19 protein-coding genes are annotated in these 22,081 nt (G+C 71.6%); 9 read left to right on the top strand and 10 right to left on the bottom strand.

Translation table 11 applies throughout. From position 1 onward, the window contains the following. Positions 1-3 precede the first annotated feature (3 nt). The gene (locus tag ACIPSE_RS13225) at positions 4-1,710 is read left to right on the top strand and encodes a class I adenylate-forming enzyme family protein (RefSeq protein ID WP_401661483.1); all 1,707 of its coding nucleotides are present in this window, start codon (positions 4-6) and stop codon (positions 1,708-1,710) included. A 100-nt stretch (positions 1,711-1,810) separates the two neighbouring features. Here the strand turns inward: ACIPSE_RS13225 and ACIPSE_RS13220 are convergent, their stop codons facing one another. From ACIPSE_RS13220 to ACIPSE_RS13205, 4 genes are read right to left on the bottom strand one after another with little or no spacing between them, the layout of a single operon-like run. Next, the gene (locus ACIPSE_RS13220) at positions 1,811-2,650 is read right to left on the bottom strand and encodes an SDR family NAD(P)-dependent oxidoreductase (RefSeq protein WP_401661481.1); all 840 of its coding nucleotides are present in this window, start codon (positions 2,648-2,650) and stop codon (positions 1,811-1,813) included. Next, positions 2,647-3,561 (bottom strand): enoyl-CoA hydratase, encoded by a 915-nt coding sequence (locus tag ACIPSE_RS13215; RefSeq protein WP_401661478.1) that lies wholly within the window; start codon positions 3,559-3,561, stop codon positions 2,647-2,649. The genes ACIPSE_RS13220 and ACIPSE_RS13215 overlap by 4 nt, the downstream gene beginning before the upstream one ends. A gap of 20 nt (positions 3,562-3,581) precedes the next feature. After that, positions 3,582-4,661, bottom strand: coding sequence for a cyclase family protein (locus tag ACIPSE_RS13210; protein WP_401661477.1), 1,080 nt, complete (start codon positions 4,659-4,661; stop codon positions 3,582-3,584). A 19-nt stretch (positions 4,662-4,680) separates the two neighbouring features. Next, a complete protein-coding gene (locus tag ACIPSE_RS13205; RefSeq protein WP_401661474.1) occupies positions 4,681-6,075 on the bottom strand; it encodes an aldehyde dehydrogenase family protein in 1,395 nt (464 codons plus the stop codon). Between the two features lie 157 nt (positions 6,076-6,232). Between ACIPSE_RS13205 and ACIPSE_RS13200 the strand changes: the two genes are divergently transcribed. The 6 genes from ACIPSE_RS13200 to ACIPSE_RS13175 all read left to right on the top strand — a co-directional run bounded on the left by ACIPSE_RS13200 (position 6,233) and on the right by ACIPSE_RS13175 (position 13,257). Further along, positions 6,233-7,450, top strand: coding sequence for a cytochrome P450 (locus ACIPSE_RS13200; protein ID WP_401661472.1), 1,218 nt, complete (start codon positions 6,233-6,235; stop codon positions 7,448-7,450). A 73-nt stretch (positions 7,451-7,523) separates the two neighbouring features. Further along, positions 7,524-8,720, top strand: a complete 1,197-nt coding sequence (locus tag ACIPSE_RS13195) for an acyl-CoA dehydrogenase family protein (protein WP_401661469.1) — start codon at positions 7,524-7,526, stop codon at positions 8,718-8,720. Beyond that, a complete protein-coding gene (locus ACIPSE_RS13190) occupies positions 8,717-9,856 on the top strand; it encodes an acyl-CoA dehydrogenase family protein (RefSeq protein ID WP_401661466.1) in 1,140 nt (379 codons plus the stop codon). Before ACIPSE_RS13195 ends, ACIPSE_RS13190 begins: the two co-directional genes overlap by 4 nt. A gap of 13 nt (positions 9,857-9,869) precedes the next feature. Further along, entirely contained in the window at positions 9,870-11,477 is a 1,608-nt protein-coding gene (locus ACIPSE_RS13185) for a GMC family oxidoreductase (protein ID WP_401661463.1), read from the top strand. Continuing rightward, entirely contained in the window at positions 11,474-12,469 is a 996-nt protein-coding gene (locus ACIPSE_RS13180) for a hypothetical protein (RefSeq protein WP_401661460.1), read from the top strand. The genes ACIPSE_RS13185 and ACIPSE_RS13180 overlap by 4 nt, the downstream gene beginning before the upstream one ends. After that, positions 12,466-13,257, top strand: coding sequence for an HpcH/HpaI aldolase/citrate lyase family protein (locus ACIPSE_RS13175; protein ID WP_401661458.1), 792 nt, complete (start codon positions 12,466-12,468; stop codon positions 13,255-13,257). The genes ACIPSE_RS13180 and ACIPSE_RS13175 overlap by 4 nt, the downstream gene beginning before the upstream one ends. Here ACIPSE_RS13175 and ACIPSE_RS13170 read toward each other — a convergent pair. Beyond that, positions 13,244-13,690, bottom strand: coding sequence for a nuclear transport factor 2 family protein (locus tag ACIPSE_RS13170; RefSeq protein ID WP_401661455.1), 447 nt, complete (start codon positions 13,688-13,690; stop codon positions 13,244-13,246). The two genes, ACIPSE_RS13175 and ACIPSE_RS13170, sit on opposite strands and share 14 nt — an antisense overlap. Before the next feature lie 8 nt (positions 13,691-13,698). Next, entirely contained in the window at positions 13,699-15,147 is a 1,449-nt protein-coding gene (locus ACIPSE_RS13165) for an NAD-dependent succinate-semialdehyde dehydrogenase (RefSeq protein WP_401661452.1), read from the bottom strand. Positions 15,148-15,364: 217 nt separating this feature from the next. Here ACIPSE_RS13165 and ACIPSE_RS13160 point away from each other — a divergent pair, with 217 nt between their 5' ends. Then, positions 15,365-17,008, top strand: a complete 1,644-nt coding sequence (locus tag ACIPSE_RS13160) for a hypothetical protein (RefSeq protein ID WP_401661450.1) — start codon at positions 15,365-15,367, stop codon at positions 17,006-17,008. Between the two features lie 25 nt (positions 17,009-17,033). Here ACIPSE_RS13160 and ACIPSE_RS13155 read toward each other — a convergent pair whose 3' ends face one another. The 3 genes from ACIPSE_RS13155 to ACIPSE_RS13145 form a co-directional block, all read right to left on the bottom strand. Then, complete coding sequence (locus tag ACIPSE_RS13155; protein ID WP_401661448.1) at positions 17,034-18,080, bottom strand: NADP-dependent oxidoreductase; 1,047 nt, start codon at positions 18,078-18,080, stop codon at positions 17,034-17,036. A gap of 47 nt (positions 18,081-18,127) precedes the next feature. Then, complete coding sequence (locus ACIPSE_RS13150; protein WP_401661446.1) at positions 18,128-18,685, bottom strand: hypothetical protein; 558 nt, start codon at positions 18,683-18,685, stop codon at positions 18,128-18,130. 64 nt (positions 18,686-18,749) lie between these two features. Next, positions 18,750-18,908: a hypothetical protein gene (locus tag ACIPSE_RS13145; protein WP_401661444.1), complete on the bottom strand. Its 159-nt coding sequence runs from the start codon at positions 18,906-18,908 to the stop codon at positions 18,750-18,752. Positions 18,909-19,012: 104 nt separating this feature from the next. On the opposite strand from ACIPSE_RS13145, the gene ACIPSE_RS13140 reads away from it, so the two are divergent. Then, on the top strand, positions 19,013-19,339 hold the full coding sequence (locus ACIPSE_RS13140; RefSeq protein ID WP_401661442.1) for a hypothetical protein: 327 nt from the start codon (positions 19,013-19,015) through the stop codon (positions 19,337-19,339). Positions 19,340-19,486: 147 nt separating this feature from the next. Here the strand turns inward: ACIPSE_RS13140 and ACIPSE_RS13135 are convergent, their stop codons facing one another. Then, complete coding sequence (locus tag ACIPSE_RS13135; protein ID WP_401661439.1) at positions 19,487-22,009, bottom strand: CaiB/BaiF CoA transferase family protein; 2,523 nt, start codon at positions 22,007-22,009, stop codon at positions 19,487-19,489. Positions 22,010-22,081 lie beyond the last annotated feature (72 nt).

Genomic DNA, 22,081 nt, shown 5'->3' with positions numbered 1-22,081 from the left:
CTCATGTCCCTGGACGAGATGTCCCGGCTCCGGATCCTGACCGCGCCCGGCGGGGCGTTCCCGCTGGCAGAGGTCGACCTCGGCCATGGCCCGCTGGAGGTGTTCGACCGCGATCCCCGCACCCTGCGCGACGCGTTCCTGGCCACCGCGGCCCACTTCGACCGGACCGCTCTCGTGTTCCGGGACCAGCGCTGGACCTACCGGGACCAGTGGGAGACGGTGACCGCCCTGGCCCACGCGCTCCAGGGCCTGGGGGTGGTCAAGGGCGACCGCGTCGGGATCGCGATGCGCAACTACCCCGAGTTCGTCTTCACGTTCTGGGCCGCCCAGCTCATCGGCGCCGTGATCGTGCCCTACAACGGCTGGCTGCGGACCCGGGAGCTGGCCGACGTCGTCACCGAGTCCCGTCCGGTGGTGCTGGTCGCCGACCGCGAACGCATCGCGCTGCTCGCCGACGAGGACCTGTCCGCGAGCGGTGTGCGCACCGTGGTCGCCGTGCGCTGCGACGAGACGCCCACCGCCCGGGTCGACGTGGTGGGTTTCGACGCGCTGGTGTCGGAGGCCGCCGGCGGGGCACCGCCCGAGGTGGAGGTCGCCCCCGAGGACCCGGCGACGATCATGTTCACGTCCGGGACCACGGCCAAGCCCAAGGGTGCGATGCACACGCACCGCAACCACTCCGCGTCGCTGCTCAACAAGCTGATCCGGGCGATGCGGATCGAGCCCGCGACGGCCGACGGCCCGCACGAGATCCTGCCGCCCGCGCCCTCCACCAAGGTCGTGACCTTCCCGTTCTTCCACATCGCGGGCCTCAACACCCTCTACACGGCCGCCTACTCCGGACACTGCCTGGTGCTCATGTACAAGTGGAACGCCGCGGAGGCGGTCCGCCTGGTGGAGACGGAACGGGCCAACGAACTGGCCGGTCCCCCGTTCGTGATCCAGACCTTCCTCGACGCGGCGGCCGGGCACCGCCTCGACAGTCTGCGGGTGATCGGGATGGGCGGGTCGGCCGCGCCCGCGAAGGTCATCGCCGCCGTGACCGAGCGGTTCGGTGACCGGGTCACGCCGCGGACGGGCTATGGGCTGACCGAGACGACCTCGGGCGTGGTCTCCATCTCGGCGGCCGATTTCGCCGGGCACCCGGACAGCGTGGGGCGCCCGCTGCCCACCGCCGAGGTGGCCATCCTGAGCGAGGAGGGGCAGCGGCTCGGCGTCGGCGAGGAGGGCGAGATAGCGGTCCGCGGCCCCCAGGTGGTCGCCGGTTATCTCGGGATGCCCGACGCGGCGGAGTTCCGCGACGGCTGGTTCCGCACCGGCGATCTGGGCAGGACCGACGACGCCGGACTGATCTACATCGTGGGACGGCTCAAGGACACCGTGATCCGCGGTGGGGAGAACATCCAGTGCGCGGAGGTGGAGGCCGTGCTCAACGGCCACCCCGACGTCGTCGAGAGCGCCGCGCTGGGAGCGCCCCATCCGACGCTGGGCGAGGAACTGGTCGCCGTCGTCCGGCTCCTGCCCGGCAGCACGCTCGACTCCGAGCAGCTGCGCGGCTTCGCCGCCGGTCGTCTGGCCGCGTTCAAGGTGCCGGTACGGATCGCGCTGATCGACGAGGCCCTGCCGCGCACGTCCAGCGGGAAGGTGGTCAAGCGGGACATCCCCAAGACGCTGGCCCTGGGCGACCTGCTGCGGCCCGCCGCGCGCTGACCGGATCCGCCCCCGAACGCAGGTGCGCGTTCGGGGGCGGATCTCACTCGCCGGAACTCAGGCCCGGTCTCAGGCCCGGTCTCAGCCCTTGTCCTCGGGCTCAGCCCTTGCGTTCGGGCTCGGGCTCGGGCGAGCTGACGTTGAACAGCACGTGGTTGCCGCCGTCGACGACGATCGACTCGCCGGTGACGTGCCCGGCCAGCGGCGAGAGCAGGAACAGGAGCACACTGGCGATGTCCGAGGGATAGGCCAGCTTCCCCAGCGGGGTCTTGTCGATGTTGGCCTGCACGAGTTCGGGCGTCCAGCGCGGGTTGGCCTGCTGACGCGGTGTCCGGATGGTGCCCGGGGCCACCGCGTTGACCCGGACCCCGAGCGGGCCCAGCTCCACCGCCGACGTGCGGACCAGGGACATGAGCGCCGCCTTCATCGCCCCGTACGCGGCCAGCTTGGGCGAGCTGCCCATCCCGGCCACCGACGCGACGAACGCCATCGACCCCGCGGTGCCCGTGCGCTTCCAGAACTCCGCGGCATGGGTGATCGCCAGGTACGCGTGCTTGAGCACGATGTCGAGGTGGAACAGCCAGTCGTCGTCGGACAGGTCCTGGACCTGCTTGTAGATCGACAGACCGACGATGTCGACGACGCCGTCGAGGCGCCCGCACCGCTCCTCGACGAAGCCGAACAGGGCGGCCATCGCGTCCCGGTCGGTGATGTCGCCCGTCCAGGCGACGCCGCCGACCTCGGCCGCCACCTTCTCGGCCCGCTCCCGGTCACGGTCGACGCACACGGCCGTGGCCCCGAACGCGGACAGCGCGTGCGCCGTCTGCCGTCCGATGCCGAAGCCGGCGCCCAGCACCACGTGCACCTGGCCGTCGAGACGCATCAGGCCCGCGTAGTCGGGCGTCCAGTCGGCGTCCCGGTCGCTCCACCGTTCCTTCATCGGGCCACCTCCGCGGCGATCGGGTCCTGGTCGGGCTTGGCCGATGCGGCCCCCTTGCGCCAGTCCACGGCCCCGTCCTCGATCGTCGCGTGCGCCACCCGGCCGCCGTGGATCTCGGCCCAGTGCGCGTGATTGATCTGGTGCAGGCTGAAGCAGGCCTGGAGCGCGTTGTGGAAGCCCATGTTGTCCTGGGTCTGGTTGACCGCCTCCTTGATCATCAGGGCGGTCATCGTCGGCCTCCGGGCGATCTCCCGGGCGTACTCCAGGGTCCGCTCGGCCAGTTCGCCGGCCGGGAAGATCTGGCTGACCATGCCGATCCGGTGGGCCTCCTCGATGCTGACGTCCCCTCCGGTGAGCATCAGCTCCTTGGTCCGCCGCAGGCCGAACTCCCAGGGGTGGGCGAAGTACTCGACGCCGCACATGCCGAGCCGGGTGCCGACCGGATCGGAGAACGTCGTGCCCTCGGCGCCCACGATCAGGTCGCAGGACCACGCGAAGGTCAGCCCCGCCGCGTGCACCGGCCCCTGCACCGAGCAGACGGTGATCTTGCGCAGGTTCCGCCACCGCAGCGAGTTCTGGTAGTAGTAATGCCACTCCTGGACCATGCGCTTCTCGGCGCTGAGCCGGGTGGCCCCGTTGCCGCGGAACGTCGGGTGCTGTTCCGGCCCCTCGGCCCGCTCGGTGGCCCGCTCCGGTGTCCCCATGTCGTGGCCGGAGGAGAACGTCATTCCGTTTCCGGCGAGGATCACCACACGCACCGTGTCGTCCGCCTCCGCCCGCAGCATCGCCTCGTCGAGTTCGACGAGCAGGCTGCGGCTCTGGGCGTTGCGATAGCGTGGCCGGTTCAGTGTGATCCGGGCGATGGTCCCCCCGTCCAGCAGTTCGTAGGTGATGAACCGGTACTCCGGCATGGTCTCTCCTCGGGGATCGGTCACTTGACGGCGATCGGGTTGAGCGGCGATCCGACCGCTCCGGTCACGGTGAGCGGCTGCGCGCTCAGGAAGAACTCGTGGACGCCGTCGGCGGCACAGTCCGCGGCCAGTTCCTCCAGGTCCCAGATCTCTCCGATCAGCACACCGGCGTTGACCAGGAAGATCACGTGCAGGGCGAACTTGGCCTCGGGCAGCGACTCGCTCGGCACGCTCTCCAGCCCCCAGGTGTCACCGGCGACCGCGGCGACCCGGCGTGGCAGGAGGTAGTCTGCGCTGCTGACGCCGAGGCCGGGCGCGGGACCGGCGGCGTAGTCGCCCCAGTGCTCCTGCCCCTCGGCCCGGCGCCGCCGCATGTGGCCGGTGCGGATCAGGACGATGTCGCCCTCGCCGATCTCGACGCCCTGCGCCCTCGCGCACGCCTCCAGGTCCGTGTCCTGGATGGCGTCCTCGGGTTCCAGCCAGTCGACGCCGTAGAACCGGGGGAAGTCCAGCAGGACGCCGCGGCCCACCACTCTGTCGGCCACCTGGGCGATGCTGTTGTGCAGCGCGCCCTGGCTGGTCACGCTCTCGGGGCCGTGCCCGTTGTAGGTGACACCGTCGTAGAAGACATGGCTGAAGGCGTCCCACTGGGTGGCGCACTGCAAGGGCATGTAGACGCCGTCGTCGGTGGACTGCATGCCGTGGCGCGCGTTCTCCCAGTCGGCCAGCAGATCGCCCCCGTGCTTGTACATCTGGTGCTGGGGGTTCACCCGGGCCGTCCGGGACGGCATGGGGCCCTCTCGGTCGAGCGGGATGGCCAGGGAGAAGGTCCTGCCGGTGCGGACCAGCCGGGCCGCCGCGGCCACCCGGTCGGGGGTGATGTGGTTGAGGGCGCCCGCCTCGTCGTCCGCACCCCACTTGCCCCAGGTGCGGTACCGGAGCGCGAGCGCGTCGAGTTCGGCCTTGGTGTAGCGGCGACGGGGCGAGACGGTGCGACGGGTGCTGATCGGAACGCTCCTCGGTGCGGCGGGCCTGTCGCGGAGGGTGGTGAGCCCGCCGGAACAGGAGGTGGGACCGGCCCGCCCGGCCGGTTGCGGCACGGATCGGGCGGGCCGGGGCTCAGACGGGGAAGCCGTACGTCTTGAGGTTGGCGAACATGTCGATGCCGGTGCGCCCGCCCAGTTCGCGACCGACGCCGGAGCGCTTGGTGCCGCCGAACGGCGCCTCGGTCGGTGAGCCCAGGAAGGTGTTCACGCCGACGCCGCCGGTGTCGATGCGGCCGGCCACCGCCAGGGCCTCCTCGGGCTCGCCGAAGACGGCGCCGCCCAGGCCGTAGGGGCTGTCGTTGGCGAGGCGCACCGCGGCCTCGGTGTCCGGCACCCGGTAGACGACACCGAGCGGGCCGAAGGCCTCCTCGTGGTAGAGCCTCATCTCCGGGGTGACGCCGGTGATCACCGCGGGCTTGAAGAACGACCCCGGCCCGTCGATCCTGCCGCCCTCCAGCAGGACGGTGGCCCCCTTGGCGACGGCGTCGTCGAGCTGTTCCTGGAGCAGGTCGGCCGCGGCCCGGGTGGACATCGGGCCGACGGTCACCGTCTCGTCGAACGGGTCGCCGACCACCTGGGAGGCGAACACGGCGACGTACTTCTCCGTGAAGTCGTCGGCGACGCCCTCGGTGACGATGGCCCGCTTGGGCAGCGCGCACGCCTGACCGCCGAGCACGAGACGGCAGGTGGCCGCGGTGCCCGCGGCGACGTCGACATCGGCGGAGTCCAGCACGATGAAGGCGTCGGAGCCGCCGAGTTCCAGGACCACGGGCTTGATGTGCCGGCCGGCCTGCTCGCCGACGGACGCGCCGGCGGCGTCGGAACCGGTGAGGGTCACGGCGCGCACCCGGTCGTCGGCGATCAGGGCGGACACCTGGTCGCGCGCGGCCAGCACGGTCTGGTAGCAGCCCTCGGGGAATCCGGCCTCACGGAAGATGTCGTCGAACATCAGGGTGGAGCCGGCGCAGATCTCGGCCGGCTTCACCATCACGGTGTTGCCGAGGATCAGGTTGGGGGCGGTGGCGCGCATCGCCTGGTAGAGCGGGGCGTTCCACGGCTCGATCCCGAGGACCACGCCCACCGGCTCGCGGCGCAGCACCAGCTTCGAGAAGCCGGGCGCCTCGATCACCTCGTCCGCGAGCTGGGCCTCGCCGTGCTCGGCGTAGTAGCGGAACATGCCCACCGCGCCGGCGCCCTCGCCCAGGGAGTAGGGAAGGGTCTTCCCCATCTCCAGCGTGGCCTGCCGGGCCAGTTCGGGGAGCCTGGCCTCGATCAGGTCGGCCACCTTGGCGAACAGGGCGACACGCTCGGCTATCGGCACCTCGCGCCAGGCGAGGTGGGCCTGGTGGGCCAGGGCCAGCTTCGCCTCCAGCTCGTCGTCGCCGAGGCACGGGTACTCGCGCAGCGTCTCGCCGGTGGCGGGGTTGTGCGTCCGATAGGGACGTCTCGTGCGGATGGTTGCGGTCACCGGAGTCCTCCTGGCAGGCACGTCTCTGTGATGGTCGAAGGATGCTGCTCTTGTCTCGAACAATAATGCAGCCACTGCCTTGCGACCATCCCAAGATAGTTACAAGATAAGTAGAAACACAATTGGCCTGCCTTCGACCCACCGCCCGAGGTGCCGCATGGAGATCGACCTGCTCGACCCCGCCCACTACGTCGTGGGACAGCCCTACGAGCTCTACAGGTGGCTGCGCGAGAACGACCCGGTGCACTGGCACGCGGAGCCCGACGGCGGCCCCGGCTTCTACGCCCTCACCCGGTACGCGGACGTCAAGGCGCTGGAGACGGACTCGGAGACCTACGCCAACGCCCCCACCACACTGATCACGGACACGGCCGTCCAGGGGGACGAGACCCACCAGCACCTGATCTTCTCCGACCCTCCGCACCACACCCCGCACCGGCGGCTGCTCAGCCCGGAACTCGGCGTGATGCGGGTCCGCTCCCAGCAGGACGTCCTGGAGAAACTCGTCGACGACGTGATCGACCGGGTCGTCGAGAAGGGGAGCTGCAACTTCGTCGACGACATCGCCGGCCGGACGGCCAGCTTCGTCATGGCGGACCTGATCGGCCTCCCGCGCGAGCAGTCACTGGTGATGTTCGACGCCGCGGCCGTCCTGGCCCGGGGCACCGACCCGTCCCACGGGATCGGCGCCGAGGCCGTCAGGACGCTCTACGCCTGGGCCAGCGACGCCTACCGGGAGCGGACGGCGGAGCCCCGCGAGGACATGCTCACCAAGATCGCGCATGCGGAGGTGCTGGACATCCCCTTCGACGAGTACCAGTTCCAGCTGGACTTCCAGCTGCTGGTCTCGGCGGGCAGCGACACCTCGCGCAACGTGATAGCCACCGGCATGAACCGGCTGTTCCAGCACCCCGAGGCGCACCGCGCGCTCGTCGAGGACCCGTCACTGGTGCCGCAGGCGGTGGAGGAGATGCTCCGCTTCGACCCGCCCATCGTCTTCCAGCGCCGCACCGCCACCCGCGACGCGGAGTTCGCCGGTGTCGCGGTGCGCAGGGGGACGAAGCTCGTCAGCTACTACGGCGCGGCCAACCGCGACCCCGAGGTGTTCGCCGACCCCGACACCTTCGACATCCACCGCTCCCCCAACCCGCACCTCGCCTTCGGCGCCGGACGGCACTTCTGCCTCGGCTCCCACCTGGCGCGGGCGGAGCTGGTGGCGGTGTTCACGGCGCTGGTCACCCGTCTGCCCGACCTGCGCCCGGCCGGCGAGGTCGTGTGGCACCAGCATCCGCAGACCCCCTCGGTGGTGGGGCCCTACGAGATCCCGGTCCGCTTCACGCCGGGCGGGCGGATCGGGGACGCCGTGCTCGCCTGAGCCACCCAAATAATGCTCATGTTATGTTGAAGTCGTTTCCGTGACTTCCCCCTTGTCGCACTCTAGGAGCCTGATGACCGCATCACCGGCGACCACGCCCGACGCGGAGCTGGTCGAGGCCACCGCCCGCCGGGTGGTGGCGGAACATCCGCCCGCCACGACTCCGCTCCCGGAGCTGATGGGCGCCTGGTACGACGCCGGGCTGACCTGGGTCCACTTCCCGGTCGGACTCGGCGGCCTGGACGCCCCCCGCTCCCTCCAGCCGCTCGCCAACCGGGTGATGCGGGAGGCAGGCGGCCCCGAGCCCCGGACGGTGAACACCATCGGCTACGGCATCGTGGCCGGCACGATCCGCCGGTACGCGGACCGGGAGTTCGCCGCCCGCCGACTGCGCCCGCTGGCCACCGGCGAGGAGAAATGGTGCCAGCTGTTCAGCGAACCGGGCGCGGGATCCGACCTGGCCGGACTGGCCACCCGCGCGGTCCGCGACGGCGACGGCTGGAGGGTGAACGGCCAGAAGGTCTGGAACAGCCTCGCCCATCTGTCCCGGTGGGCGATCCTGCTGGCCCGCACCGACCCCGATGTGCCCAAGCACAAGGGACTCACCTACTTCGTCGTCGACATGCGGTCGCCGGGGATCACCGTGCGGCCCCTGCGCCAGATCACCGGGCGGGCCGCGTTCAACGAGGTGTTCCTCGACGACGTGTTCATCCCCGACAGCCAGCGCTTCGGCGAGGTCGGTGCGGGCTGGATCGTCGCCAACAGCACCCTCGGCGACGAACGGACCTCGCTCGGCGACCGGGTGGCGGCCCGCGGCAGCGGTGTGATCGCCGACGCCCTGGCCCTGTGGGCGGCCCACCCCGAACGCCACGACCCCGTGCTCAGGGACCGTCTGGTCCGGCTCTGGGTCCGGGCGGAGACCCAGCGGCTGACCGGCGACCGGGCCAGGGTGGCGGCGAACAAGGGCGTGGTCGGCGCCGAGAGCGCGATCATCAAGCTGCTCAACTCCGAATTGTCCCAGGCGGTCTACGAGTTCTGTCTGGAACTGCTCGGCCCGCAGGGCACCCTGATCGACACCTACTCGCTCGACGCTCCGGACGACGAGTCCGGCCCGACCGCGATCCAGCGCAAGTTCCTGCGGTCCCGCGCCACCACGTTGGAGGGCGGCACCTCGGAGATCATGCGCAACGTCATCGGGGAACGCGTCCTCAAACTGCCGCAGGAACTGCGCGCCGACAAGGGCGTCGCATGGAAGGACGTCCCCCGATGACCCAGGAGTTCGAGTTCGACGACGAGATCGTCGAACTGCGTGCGATGGTGCGCGAGTTCTGCGCCGAGATCTTCCCCGAGTCCGTGGTCCGCGAGCACATGGAGTCGGAGCTCGGCCACGACCGAGCGCTCTGGCGCCGGCTGGGCACCGACCTCGGCGTCCTCGGTCTCGCCGTGCCCGAGGCCTACGGGGGCGACGGCGCCGGACTGGTCGCCCAGGCCGTCGTCGTGGACGAGCTCGGCGCGGCCCTGGTCTGCGGTCCGGTGCTCGGCACGCTCGCCCTGGCCATGCCGGCCCTGGTGGCGCTCGGCGACGAGAACGCCAAACGCGAGCTGCTGCCGCCGCTGTGCTCCGGCGAGCGGACGGCCACCCTGGTCGCGCCGCTCGCCACCGGGGTCCTGGACGAGGACGCCGTCACCGTCGAGGCGGGCGGGACCGGGGTGAGGGGCGGCTGGCTGCTCACCGGCGAAGCGGCCCAGGTCCCCGACGGGGCCGACGCCGACACGCTGCTCGTGCTGGCGCGCACCGCGGACGGCCCCGCCCTGTTCGCCGTGGCGGGTGACGCCGAGGGCCTGGACCGCACCGCGCTGACCACGCTCGACCTGACCCGCCGGCAGGCCGCGGTCTCCTTCGCCGCGACACCGGCACGGCTCCTGGCCTCCGGCGCCGAGGCGGTGGGCGCCGTCGAGCGGGCCGCGTCGGTGGCCTCGGTCCTGCTGGCCGTCGAATCGGTCGGCGGGTCCCAGCACATGCTCGACGTCACCGTCGCGCACGTCAGCACCCGCAAGCAGTTCGGCCAGCCGGTCGGCGCGTTCCAGGCGGTCAAACACCGCTGCGCCAACCTGCTGATCGCCGTCGAGACCGCCCGCTCGGCCGCGTACCACGGTGTCTGGGCCCTCCAGGACGGCACGGACGACCCCCAGTTGGCGGCCGGTCTGGCCAAAGCCGTCGCGAGCGAGTCGTACCAGGCGGTGACCGCCGGGGCGATCCAGCTGCACGGCGGCATCGGCTTCAGCTGGGAGGGCTCGCCCCATCTGTACTTCAAGCGGGCCGCGACCAACGGTCTGACCCTGGGCACCCCCACCCAGCACCTCGACCGTGTCGCGGCCCTGGCCCTCGACACGGCCACCGTCTGAGTCCGGAGAAACCATGGAGTTCGACTACGTCATCATCGGATCCGGTGCGGCCGGATCGGTCCTGGCCGAGCGGATCTCGGCCGGTTCCCGGGCCACGGTCCTGGTGGTCGAGGCCGGCGGACACGACCGCAACCCGATGCACCTGGTGCCCAAGGGCTTCTTCTTCACCATGCACTCCGACCGCTACGCGAAGAAGTTCACGGCCGGACCGTTCGGGCCCGACGACGCCACGGACGCCTGGTGGCGCGGTCGGGTCGTCGGCGGTTCGACCACCATCAACGGCCTGGTCTGGAACCGCGGCTGGGCCGACGACTTCGACCGTCTCGTCCAGGAGGGCAACCCCGGCTGGGGCTGGGACACCTTCCTCGGCGCCTACAAGCAGCTGGAGTCCTTCCAGCTCGGCGCGGGCGAACTGCACGGCGGCACGGGGCCGGTGAGCGTCGAGCTGACCGCACCGGCCGAACCGGTGTCCGAGGCGTTCATGGAGTCCTGCGCCGCCGCCGGGGTCAAGCGCGTCCTCGACGTCAACGGCTCCGACGACGAACGCACCGGCTACACCCAGTTCTCCACCAGGCGGGGCCTGCGCGTCACCGCGGCGAGCGCCTTCCTGCGGCCCGCACTCAAACGCGGCAACGTCACCCTGGCCACCGGGACGGAGGTGGGGCGGATCCTCTTCGACGGCACCCGCGCCATCGGCGTGCTCGCCCGGCGCAAGGGACAGCGGATCGAGATCAGGGCCCGCAAGGAGGTCCTGGTCTGCGGTGGGTCGCTGGACACCCCGACGCTCCTCGAACGCTCCGGTGTCGGGCGGTCGGACGTGCTCGCCCGCGCCCGTGTGAAGCTCGTCGTGGACAGCCCGAACGTCGGCGAGAAGCTCAACGAGCACCGCGGTCTGCGGTTCATGTACAAGATCCGGCCGGGGGCGGCCGAAGGGTTCAACCCGCTGGTGAACAGCCAGGTCAAAAGGATGTACCAGGGAGCGAGGTACCTGGTCCGCCGGGACGGGATCATCGCCGCCGGCTCGGCGACCTCCCTGGTCTACTTCAAGGCGGACCCCACGTCCGACCGCCCCGACACCTGCGGCTTCTTCAACCCCCTCTCGATGAAGGGGAAGACGATGCACAACGACCGGCTCGCCGTCGACGACGAGCCGGGGCTGATGCTGGCCGCGTACCCGCTGCGCCCGACCAGCCGGGGTCACATCCACATCACCGGCCCGGACCTCGGGGACCCGGTGGCGATCCAGCCCAACTTCCTCGACACCGAGGAGGACCGGCGGATCCTGTCCAAGGTCGGCGGGCGGGTGCGGGAGTTGTTCGGCGGCGGTCCGGTGGCCGATCTGATCACCGAGGAGCGCATCCCCGGCCCCGAGGTCCGCAGCGAGGCCGACTTCGAGCAGGTCGGCCTGTTCCAGGGCGCCTCGGGCTACCATCCGCTGGGCAGTTGCGCCATGGGCCCGGACTCCGCGGACGTCGTCGACGAACGGCTGCGCGTACGGGGCACGACCGGGCTGCGGGTGATCGACGCGTCCGTGTTCCCGCACCAGCCCTCGGGCAACACCTCGGCGCCGACACAGGCACTCGCCTGGCACGCGGCGTCGCTGATCCTGGAGGACGCATGAGCGTGGTCCGCGGTCCCTACGCCGACGAGCTGCGGATCGGTCAGGTCTTCGACAACGCCCCGGCGCTCACCCTGACGGACGGTCTGGTGGCCGCGCATCGCGCGATCGTGGGCAGCCGGCTGCGGATCGGGCTCGATCAGCGGCTGGCCTCGGCCGTGGCGGGCGTCCCCGCGCCGGCGCCCCCGGCCCTGGTGTGGGACGTCTCGATCGGGCAGTCCACGGCCGTGACGCAGCACGTCAAGGCCAACCTGTTCTACCGAGGGCTGTGCTTCCGCCGGTTCCCCTCGGTGGGCGACACCCTGTCGACGGTGACCACCGTGGAGGGGCTGCGGGAGAACCGCCGCCGGGAGGGGCGCGCGCCCACCGGCGTCGCCGCGCTGCACATCGTCACCACCGACCAGGCGGGCCGTACGGTGCTCGACTACTGGAGGTGCGCGATGCTGCCGCTCTCCTCGGCCGACGCCCGGGTGGAGCGGCAGGACGATCTGGACCTCATCGGTCGGCCGCCGTCCCGGGCCGAACTGGCGGCGCCGGTGGCCGACTGGAAGCTGACGGCGTTCCGCGAGCGGGTGCCGGGACCGCACTTCGCGGAGCTGGCACCGGGAGCGACCTGGCGGGTCGAGGGACGCGACGTCGTCTCCGGGGCGCCCGAGCTGGCCCGGCTGACCGGCAACCTGGCCGCGGTGCATCACGACGCGGCGGCCGCGGGGGGACGGCGGCTGGTCTACGGCGGGCACACGATCGGGCTGGCACTGCACCAGGTCACCCGGGCCCTGCCCGCGCTGGTGACGGTGACGGGCTGGGACGGCTGCGACCACGTCGGACCGGTGCACGAGGACGACGCTCTCGCGGCGACCGTGTCGGTCACCGGCCTGGAGCCGCTGCCGGACGGCGGCGGACTGGCGGGCCTGCGCTGTCTGGTCGACGCGCGGGGCGCCGACGGCGAGGTCAGGCCGGTGCTGGACTGGCGGTTCACGGGGGTGCTGGCGTGAACGCCGCGTCGGCCCGCAGTTTCCTGTTCGTGCCGGGCGACCGGCCCGAACGGTTCGCCAAAGCCGCCGGGAGCGGGGCGGACGCCGTCGTCCTGGACCTGGAGGACGCCGTGGCGCCCGCGGCCAGGCCGAAGGCGCTGGAGCACGTCCTCGCGTGGCTCGACGCGGGGAACCCCGCCGTCGTCCGGGTGAACGGGGTCGGGACCGCGACGCACGACGCCGAGCTGGCCGCCCTGGCCGGGCGGAGCGTCGTCGTCATGCTGCCCAAGACCGACTCGGCCGCGCAGGTGGCCGCGGTCCGGGCGCGGGTGGGCCAGGTGCTCGCCTTGGTGGAGACGGCCCAGGGCGTCACCGCGGCCGACGAGATCTGCGCCGCGGGGGTGGTCCGGCTGGCGCTCGGCACCGTCGATCTCGCCGCCGAGCTGGGGGTGGACCCGGCCTCGCCGTCGGCGTTCGCCTACAGCCGCGGCCGGCTGGTGATGGCCTCGGCCGCCGCGGGCCTGCCCGCTCCGGTCGACGGCGTCACCGTCCGTCTGGACGATCCCTCCGTGCTCGACGACGACCTCGTCCGGGCCCGGGAGCTGGGCCTGGGCGCCAAGCTGTGCGTCCATCCACGGCAGGTCGCGGCCGTCAACGCCGCGTTCTCGCCGTCCGCCGCCGAGGTGGCCTGGGCCGAGCGGATCGTCCAGGCGGCGGAGGCCTCGTCCTCGGGCGTGGTCGTCGTGGACGGCGCGATGGTCGACGCGCCCGTGGTGACACGGGCGCGTCGCCTCCTCAGCCGCGTGTGACCTCGTCCTTCTCGGTGCGGGTGTGCTTCCACTTGAGGAGGACACGGCGCTCCGTGATGCGCCATCCCTCAGGGGTGCGGGCCAGCGTGTCCTCGTAGGAGCCGCCGCCGGAGACACGCGTGACCGCGCCGCCCTCGGAGCGGCGGCCGGTCTCCATCTGGAAGTGGGAGAACGCGGTCGCGGTGTCGCCGCGGAGGGTGATGACCGTGTTGAACAGCGGGTGCTGGGCGAACAGCCACGCCGGGTCGGGCCGGCTCAGCCGCTCCCGCATCTGGTCACGGGTCTCGCGTCTGCCGCCCATCGGGGTGAAGTCGATGATCCCGTCGGCGGTGAACGCGAGATCCCACTCCTCCCACCTGCGCTCGTCGAGGCCGACGGCGTAGTGCCGCATCGCCTTCTCGATGTCGAGCCGGTCCTGCACTTCGTCGCTCATCGTGCTCCTCAGCCCCGCCAGTCGATGGTGAAGTACTGGGTCTCCAGGAACTCCTCCAGGCCCGCTCGGGCGCCTTCGCGTCCCAGGCCGCTCTGTTTCATGCCGCCGAACGGGGCGGACGGATCGGACACCAGGCCCCGGTTGATCCCGACCATGCCCGCGTCGATCCGCTCGGCCAGCCGCATCGCGCGGCCGAGTTCGCCGGAGACCACATAGGCGGCCAGGCCCATCTCGGTGTCGTTGACCATCCGCAGCAGCTCCGCCTCCCCGCTCCAGGTCACGAGGGGGGCGACGGGGCCGAAGATCTCGCTGCGGACGATCTCGGCGTCCGGCTCGACGCCCGTCAGCACGGTCGGGGGGTAGTAGAAGCCCGCGCCGTCGGGGACCGGGGCCCGGTGCGTGACGGTCGCGCCCGCCAGGACGGCCCGGTCCACCAGCGCGCCGATCTCCCGCACGGCGTGGGCAGAGATCAGCGGGCCTATGTCGTGCCCCTCGGCGGCCGCTCCGACGCTGAGCTTCCCGACCTCGGCGCCGAAGCGGTCGGTGAACGCCTCGGCCACCTCCTCGTGGACGTAGAAGCGGTTGGCGGCCGTGCACGCCTGCCCTCCGCCGCGGAACTTCGCCACCATCGCGGCCTCGACGGCGATGTCCAGGTCCGCGTCGGCGGTGATCACGAACGGCGCGTTGCCGCCCAGTTCCATCGAGGCGTTGAGCACGCGGTCGGCGGCCTGGCCCAGCAGCACCCGGCCGACCTCCGTAGAGCCGGTGAACGAGACCTTCCGCACGCGCGGGTCGGCCAGCCAGGACGACACCAGCGGTCCGGACCGCCGGGTGGGCACGACGTTGACCACACCGTCGGGGAGACCCGCCTCGACCAGCAGGCGGGTGATCGCCAGCGTGGTCAGCGGGGTCTGGGAGGCCGGTTTGAGCACCGTGGTGCATCCGGCGGCGAGCGCCGGAGCGAGCTTGCGGGTGGCCATGGCGGCGGGGAAGTTCCAGGGGGTGACCAGGGCGGCGACACCGACCGGCTTGTGAGTCACGACGGTTCTGGTGCCGCCCGCCGGGGCGGGACCGAAGTCGCCGGCGGTCCGCACCGCCTCCTCGGCGAACCAGCGGAAGAACTCCGCCGCGTAGGTGACCTCGCCGCGCGCGTCGGCCAGTGCCTTGCCGTTCTCGGCGCTGATCAGGACGGCCAGCGCCTCACGGTCGCGCAGCATCAGCTCGAAGGTGCGGCGCAGTAGCTCGGAGCGCTCTCTCGGGGCGGTCGCGGCCCAGGCCGGGAAGGCTTCGGCGGCGGCGTCCACCGCGGCGGCGCCGTCGGCCTCGGTGCCGTCCGAGACCCGCGAGACGACCGCTTCCGTCGCGGGGTCCAGGACATCGAACTCACCGCCGGAACCAGGACGCCAGCGACCGCCGACGAAGACGTCGGCCCGCCCGCTATCATGTTCATAGATCATACGAGCATTATTATCAACATAACTCGGATCGTCCAGGTTCCCTGCGTGCGGACGCGGCCGGGAACGAGCCCGGGCTCCGGTGCGGCCTGGACTGTCGTCGTCGGCGGTGGCGCGTGTCCAGCGCATGCTCCTGGTCTCTTCCAAGAGAGCAAGCTGGTTGCAGCAAGACAGCGAACAGAGAACCGGGGCACCGCCGTTCGCCCTAGGATGGGTGGCTATGCAGAACACTCGTGACGAGTCGATCTCCATCGCGCTCGAACGACTCGCCCTCACCCTCGGGGAGAGCGGGGCCGTCCCCGTGCCGGAACTGGTGCGCGCTCTGGAGCGTGCCGCCGAGCGGCTGCGGACCAAGGCCGTCTCCGAGGAACTGCCGGCCGACCTGGTGACCCAGGCGCAGGCGTCGCGAGCGGTCGGCGTCAGCCGCCAGGCGGTGAACCAGTGGGTCCGCAACGGGGTCGTCCGCTCCTACCCGGGGTCGGGCTCCGGTGGCCGTTACGGGCCGCAGGTGTCGCTGGCCGAGATCGCGATCGCCGCGAACCGCCGGTCGCGTGACGTGCCGTTCGCGAGCGGTCGCCGCCGTGAGGTCCTCGACTTCCTCGACCTCATCGAGCCCGATGCCGGCGGCCTTGCCCGCGAGGTGCGCCGCGCGGTCGTGGACGACAGTCACGACAGCCACACCCCGGAACAGATCCGCGTCCTGGGCGAGTTCGTCCTGGCGTCCACGGGGCTCGGGGACGAGCAGCGCGAGTTCACCCCGGAAGGGCTGACGCTGCTGTCCCAGCTGGAGCCGTCGATCACCGTGGACACGGGAACGCCGTTCGGCGGCCTCATGGACTCGCTGGGTGTCCTCGTCCGGTCGGCGCGGGGCAACGCCGGGTTCGACTCCCCCGCCACGGCACTGCTGGCCCTGTTCGGCAGCGCCACCGTCGGGGCGCTGTACGCCGACGGACGGGGCGACGTCGGCCGCAACCTGCGGGGCGCGGCGCGCGAGGTGTGGGGCAAGGACTGGGTCGAGCGGCTCCTGGACGCGGTCTTCCACGTCGGGGAGTTGCGGCCGTCGCCACTGACACGCTTCACGGCGTCGTTGACGTATCTCGACTACAACCGTTTCCTGCGCCGCGCGCAGGCCGCCGGGGTGAGCATCGCCTACTCGCGCGGGCCGGGACCGCTGCTGCCCCAGCACTTCTACGGGGCCCCGATCCTGCGCGACATGATGCGCGACGCGGAGCGTCCGGCGGAGCCCTGGGCGTTCACCTCCGAGTCGGCCACCGACGCCTGGCCGGTCCAGCTGGAGAGCGGCACGAATCCGTTCCGTGTCGTCAACTACGAGTACGGCCTGCTGGATCCGGAGATCCACGGCATCCGCCGGTACTGCTTCTCCGCTCCGGACGCCCGGCGTGATCTGCGGGCCTACGCCGCCGGGCTGTCGGGGCGCGACCGGCACCGCTACGTCGAGTACTCCGTCGAGGTCCTGACCCGCACCCTGCTGCAACGGAACATCGAGCTGAGCGCGATCGACGCCGAGCCCGACTTCGACTGGTGGAAGGACCACATCATCCGTTCCTCCCCGCCGGAGGTGCTGTTGGGTCTGCGTGACGACCGGGCCCGCAAGGTGGCGCACGCCCTCCTGGTCTCCACCAGTCTGCTGCCCGAGGTGGTCGAGACCGCGCAGACCGACAGCTCGCTGCGCGACCGGCTGCGGATCTACATCAAGAACCTGGAGTTCGACGTCATCGACGCCCGCTACCGGGACGACGCCCGACGCGGCGTCAGCCGTGTCCTGAAGACCGGTGGGGTGGCCCTGGACGAGAGCGAGGCCCGGACGGTCGCGGAGCGGGAGATCCACTCCATGCTCGCCTGACCGGCGCCGACTGCGCCCGCGGCGCTCAGCGGGTGGGGTCCTCCCCCACCCGCACCAGGCGCTTGCCGAGGTGTTCGCCCGCCAGGGTCCCGACAAACGCGTCCGGAGCGCGGTCGAGCCCGTCCACGATCTCCTCGTGGTGCACCAGTTCACCGGTGCGGAGGCCGGCCGACACCTCGGCCTCGAACCGTGGCCGCAGGTGGGTGAACTCGTGGAAGACGAATCCGCGGAGCATGATGCTCCGCGTCACCAAATGCGACAGGAGCGCGGACATGTCTCCGCCGGCGGCGGGGCCGACGGCGCTGTAGGCCGACGCCACTCCGCAGACCGGGACCCGCGCGTGGCGGTTCAGCCGCGGCCACACCGCGTCCCAGACCTTTCCGCCGACGTTCTCGAAGTAGACGTCGATGCCGTCCGCGGTGGCGGCGGCGAGCTGGTCGGTGAAGTCCGGCGCGTGATGGTCGACGCCCGCGTCGAAGCCGAGTTCGCGCAGCCGGGCGACCTTCGCCGGTCCGCCGGCTATGCCGACCGCGCGGGCACCGCGTCGCTTCGCGAGCTGTCCGACCAGGGAGCCCACGGTGCCGGTGGCCGCGGCGACCACGACGGTCTCGCCCGGCCGGGGTCCGCCGATCTCGACGAGCCCGGCCCAGCCGGTCAGGCCGGGCATGCCCAGGACGCCGAGGGCGGTGGAGACCGGCGCCTGCGCGGGATCGAGACGGCGGAGTGCGGTGGCGGGCTGTACGGCGTACTCCTGCCAGCCGGAGCTGCCGGCCACCATGTCACCGGGGCGGAATCCGTCGGCCGCGGAGACCACCACTTCGCCGACCGTTCCGCCTTCCATCACCCCGCCCAGCGGGATGGCCGGCGCCGAGGAGGAATGGGTGGCCGAGGAGCCCATGCGGCCCCGCAGATAGGGGTCCAGGGAGAGATAGACGGTCCGGACCAGCACCTCGCCCGCGGCCGGGGCGGGCACGGGGCCGACGCTCGACGCGAAGTCGGTCGGGCGGGGCACTCCGTGCGGGCGGGCCGCGAGCGTGATGCGGCGCTGGGTGGTCGGGATGGTCCGGTGCACGGTGGTCCGCCTCTCGGTCTACGGGGCGGCGGACCCCGGCCCCGGAGTCAGCCGGTGGTACGCCCGGCCGCCGTGTCGTCGCCACGCAGGGCGACGCCGATCGGCTGGCCCAGCAGTTCGTCGAGCTGGGCGCGCGCCAGCTCCAGCCTGCGGGCGTACTCGTCGCGCTCGGCCTTGAGCCGGTCCTCGTCCGCCGTGGCCGCGTCGGCGGGGGCTCCCTGCTCCGCCGCGCCGGCCACGAGCAGTTCGCGGATCAGCGCCTGGGCAAGCAGCTTGTAGTCGATCTCGACAGGAGGCAGGCCGGGAACGGTGACCGTGGTCCCGCCCGGAGCGGCGGCCGACTCGACGGGGGCGAGCGCTCCGGCGGAGGGCACGGGAGGCACGCCCACGCCCTCGATCCGGTACGTCCGCTTGCCGCGGATCTCGCGCGTGATCTCGCCCTCACGGTCCATCGTCGCGATGAGTTGGATGAACGCGACCGGACTGCCGGTGTAGCCGATGGCTTCCTTCAGCACACCCGTGGCGTATCCGGACGGGTCCACGACAGGGCCCGCCGTGGCCAGGAACTGGCGGATACGCAAGCGTGCGGTGCGGTCCCGAACCATCTCGTCCTCCAGTAGCACATCGCCTGATTGCAGCACGATAGCACGTAGAGAAGAGAAGTACTTGTCAACGCTTCCGTACGGATGCCTCCAGACCGGTGTCGAGCGTCGGCCGCCTCAGATCCTCCAGCGGTACGGGGAGGCCGCCGGTGACCGGTGCGGGCCGATCGAGCAGGCGATCTCTACGGCGCAGCAGGACTTCGACGGATTCGCAGCGTGTGCTCATAGCCTGAAGCCTCAACCCCTGAATGTCAATGGCATCGCTTGACGTCAACTTCGGGGCGGCATAGCGTGTGCGACGGCTGTTACTGCGACATCCCTGGAGGCGACGTGGCCGACGAGAGTGTGATGGCGTGTGCCCGGCGGGCGGCCGAGCTGCTGCCCGAGCCGCCCGCGGCGCATGACAGCTTCGGCTATCTGGCCTGGGAGGAGCTCGTCCTCTCCACCGCACGTCGCCTGCAACGGCTCATGGACGAGGCCGAACTCCGGGCTCACCCCCAGGACACGGCCCTGGCCCTCTCCCCGGCCACCGGCCGCCTCGACGCCCCTTCCCTCCTGAATCTGGCCGCGCGCCTCACGCGCGATGACGGAGTCCACTGCGCGGATCTCCTCGCCACCGCGGTGACCGACTGCGGCGCCGGCTTCGCCAACGCCTGACGGCCGGGCCACCGAGCCCTCGGGAGCACGGGAATCGTTCCTCCCAATGGTCAATGGCATCGCTTTACATTTCTTCTGATCTGCGTAAGCGCATGCGGCAGGGCCCGGCCACACCGTTCGGTGTGGCCGGGCCCTGCCGCATGCGCATCAGACGGTGGCGTCGGACTCCCGTGCCGCCTCGGTCCACCGCTGGGACGGCGCCTTGACGTCCACCGCGGGCGCGTCCAGACCGAACTCGGCGGCCACCAGGGCGGTGTCCCCGCCCGGGATGGGCGTGCCGGCCGCAGACAGCTCCGGCGCGGCCCCGAACTTCACGGCCGCGTCGGCCACTTCGACACCGTCGGCCACGTCCGGGTCCGAGATCCTGATCCTCATTCCCCGGGCCACTGCCTGAGGGTGCGAGAACGCCTCACCCACCGACAGCACCCTCGCCCCCGGCAGTTTGAGCGAGAAGAACAGCGCCTCCCACTCGGCCGCCGACCGCGTCAGGAAGCTCGGCTCGACCGCCGCGTACAGCGCCTCCTCGTTCTCCTGGCGCAGCGGTTCGGTGGCGAACCGGGGGTCGTCGATCCACTCGGGGTGGTCCGCCGCCTGGCAGAACCGGGCCCAGAACTGCTGGGTGATGCAGATCGTGAACCAGCGGTCGTCGGCGGTGCGGAACACCCCGAACGGCAGGGAGCCGCTCCCGCCCCGCCGCGGCTCGGGGAGGAACTCCTTGCCCACCGTGACGGCTTGGGGCGCCCGGTAGGAGAGCAGCGCCACCTGCGCGTCGAGCAGGCTGACGTCCAGGCGCCGGCCGTGGCCCAGCAGCGACCGCAACCGCAGGGCGCCGAGCGTGCCGAGCGCGGCGAACATGGCTCCGGTCAGACCGCCGATCGGATTGCCCCAGCGGATGGGGATGTCCGGGCTGGTCTGGTCGACGGTGATGCTCATGCCGCCGCCGAGCGCCTGAATCGCGTTGTCGAAGGCCGGGTAGGCGTGCCACGGGCCGGTGTGGCCGAAGCCGGTGATGGACGTCTGGACGAGCTGATCGTTCCTGCTCCGGAGCGATGCGAAGTCCAGGCCGAGCCGTTGGAGGACGCCCGGCCGGTAGTTGTCGAGCATGACGTCCGCCCGGGAGGCCAGGCCGAGCAGGAACCGGCGCCCCTCGTCGGTCTTCAGGTCGGCGACGACGCTGCGCTTGCCCCGGTTGAGGCCGGCCCGGAACGAGGCCTCACGGACCACGTCCGGATAGGGCTCGCGCACCTGGCCGAACGGCCGCTCGACACGGATCACGTCGGCTCCGAGGTCCGCCAGGAGCTGGGCGGCGAAGCCCTTGCTGGGTTCGTCGCCGTTCATCTCCAGGACGGTCGTACCCTCCAGGGCCCGCCCGGCCCGGCGGGAGACGTCCACCTCCGTTCGCGGTGCCCAGCGCTCGACCAGCGGCACTCCGCCACGGTCGTCGCCGCAGTGGATCACTCCGGCGGAGGCGAGGCGTTCCAGCTCCGCCGCGTCGAGTCCCAGCAGGGAGCCGAGCACCATCGCGGTGTCCGCCCCGGTCTGCCGCGGTGCTCGCCAGGTGGTGGAGTCGCTGAACTTGAGGGCGTCGCCCGCCACGGTCGCGGTGCGGCCGAACTCGTCGGTGACCTCGACCGACATGCCGCGGGCCCGCACCTGTGGATGCCTGAAGACGTCGGCGACACGGGTGACCTTGCCGCACACGACGCCCGCGTCCATGAGGTGTTCCTGCCACCAGTCGGCGGTGCGGGTGCGGAACACCTCCTGGAGGAGTGCGACGAGTTCGTCGCGGTGGGCGTGGCGGGCCGGACCGGTGTTGAACCGTTCGTCGGTCAGCAGGTCAGGGCGTTCCATCACCCGGGCCGCGGCCGGCCACATCCGCTGGCTGATGCAGATCGCGACCCAGCCCTCGGAGCACTGGAAGTTGCCGAAGGGCACGGTGCCCTGGCCGCCCTCGAAGGGTGCGGGCGGGGGCTCCTGACCGAAGCTCAGGGCCTGGGGCACGCGGTAGGTGTTGAGGGCGAGCATCACGTCGAGCATCGAGACGTCGATGTGCTGGCCCGCGCCCGTCCGGTCGCGGTGGATCACCGCTCCGGTGACGCCGATCGCGCTGAAGACGCCGGCGAAGAGGTCCCCGATGGGGATGCCCCAGCGCACCGGTGGCTTGTCCGGGCCGAGCCGGGTGTAGTTCATCGTGCCGCACATGGCCTGCACGATCGGGTCGTAGGCGGGCATCGTGGCCCAGGGTCCGTCGCCGCCGAAGCCGGTCAACGAGCAGGTGATGATCGACGGGTTGAACGCCAGGAGCGACTCCCGGTCGATCCCGAGCCGCTTGGTGACGCCGGGCCGGAAGTTGTCGACGACGATGTCGGCCTGCGCCACCAGCCGGTGGAACAGGTCGCGTCCGTCATCGGTCTTCAGGTTCAGACTCACCGAGTGCTTGTTGCGGGACAGACCCCAGTTGAAGGCCTCGTCCTCACTGAGACGGGTCGGGTCGATCTCCCTTCGCGCGTCGCGGTCCGGCAATGACTCGACACGGATCACCTCGGCACCGAGATCGGCCAGCAGGAGCGAGCCGAATGGACCGGAGACGACGCGGCACAGGTCGAGGACCCGGAGTCCGGAAAGGGGCGTGGACGGCCGGGTGTTCGAGACTTCCGATGGCGCACTCATAGTGAGAGGACGATAAGACCGATCTCACTAAAACACAACTGCAAGACGTCTTACAGCACGATTAAGGGCCGG

The sequence above is a fragment of the Streptomyces sp. NPDC090106 genome (assembly GCF_044747265.1).
In the GTDB taxonomy this organism is placed as follows: domain Bacteria; phylum Actinomycetota; class Actinomycetes; order Streptomycetales; family Streptomycetaceae; genus Streptomyces.
The sequence above is the reverse complement of the archived record's forward strand: the minus strand, read 5'-3'. Positions and strand labels throughout refer to the sequence as shown.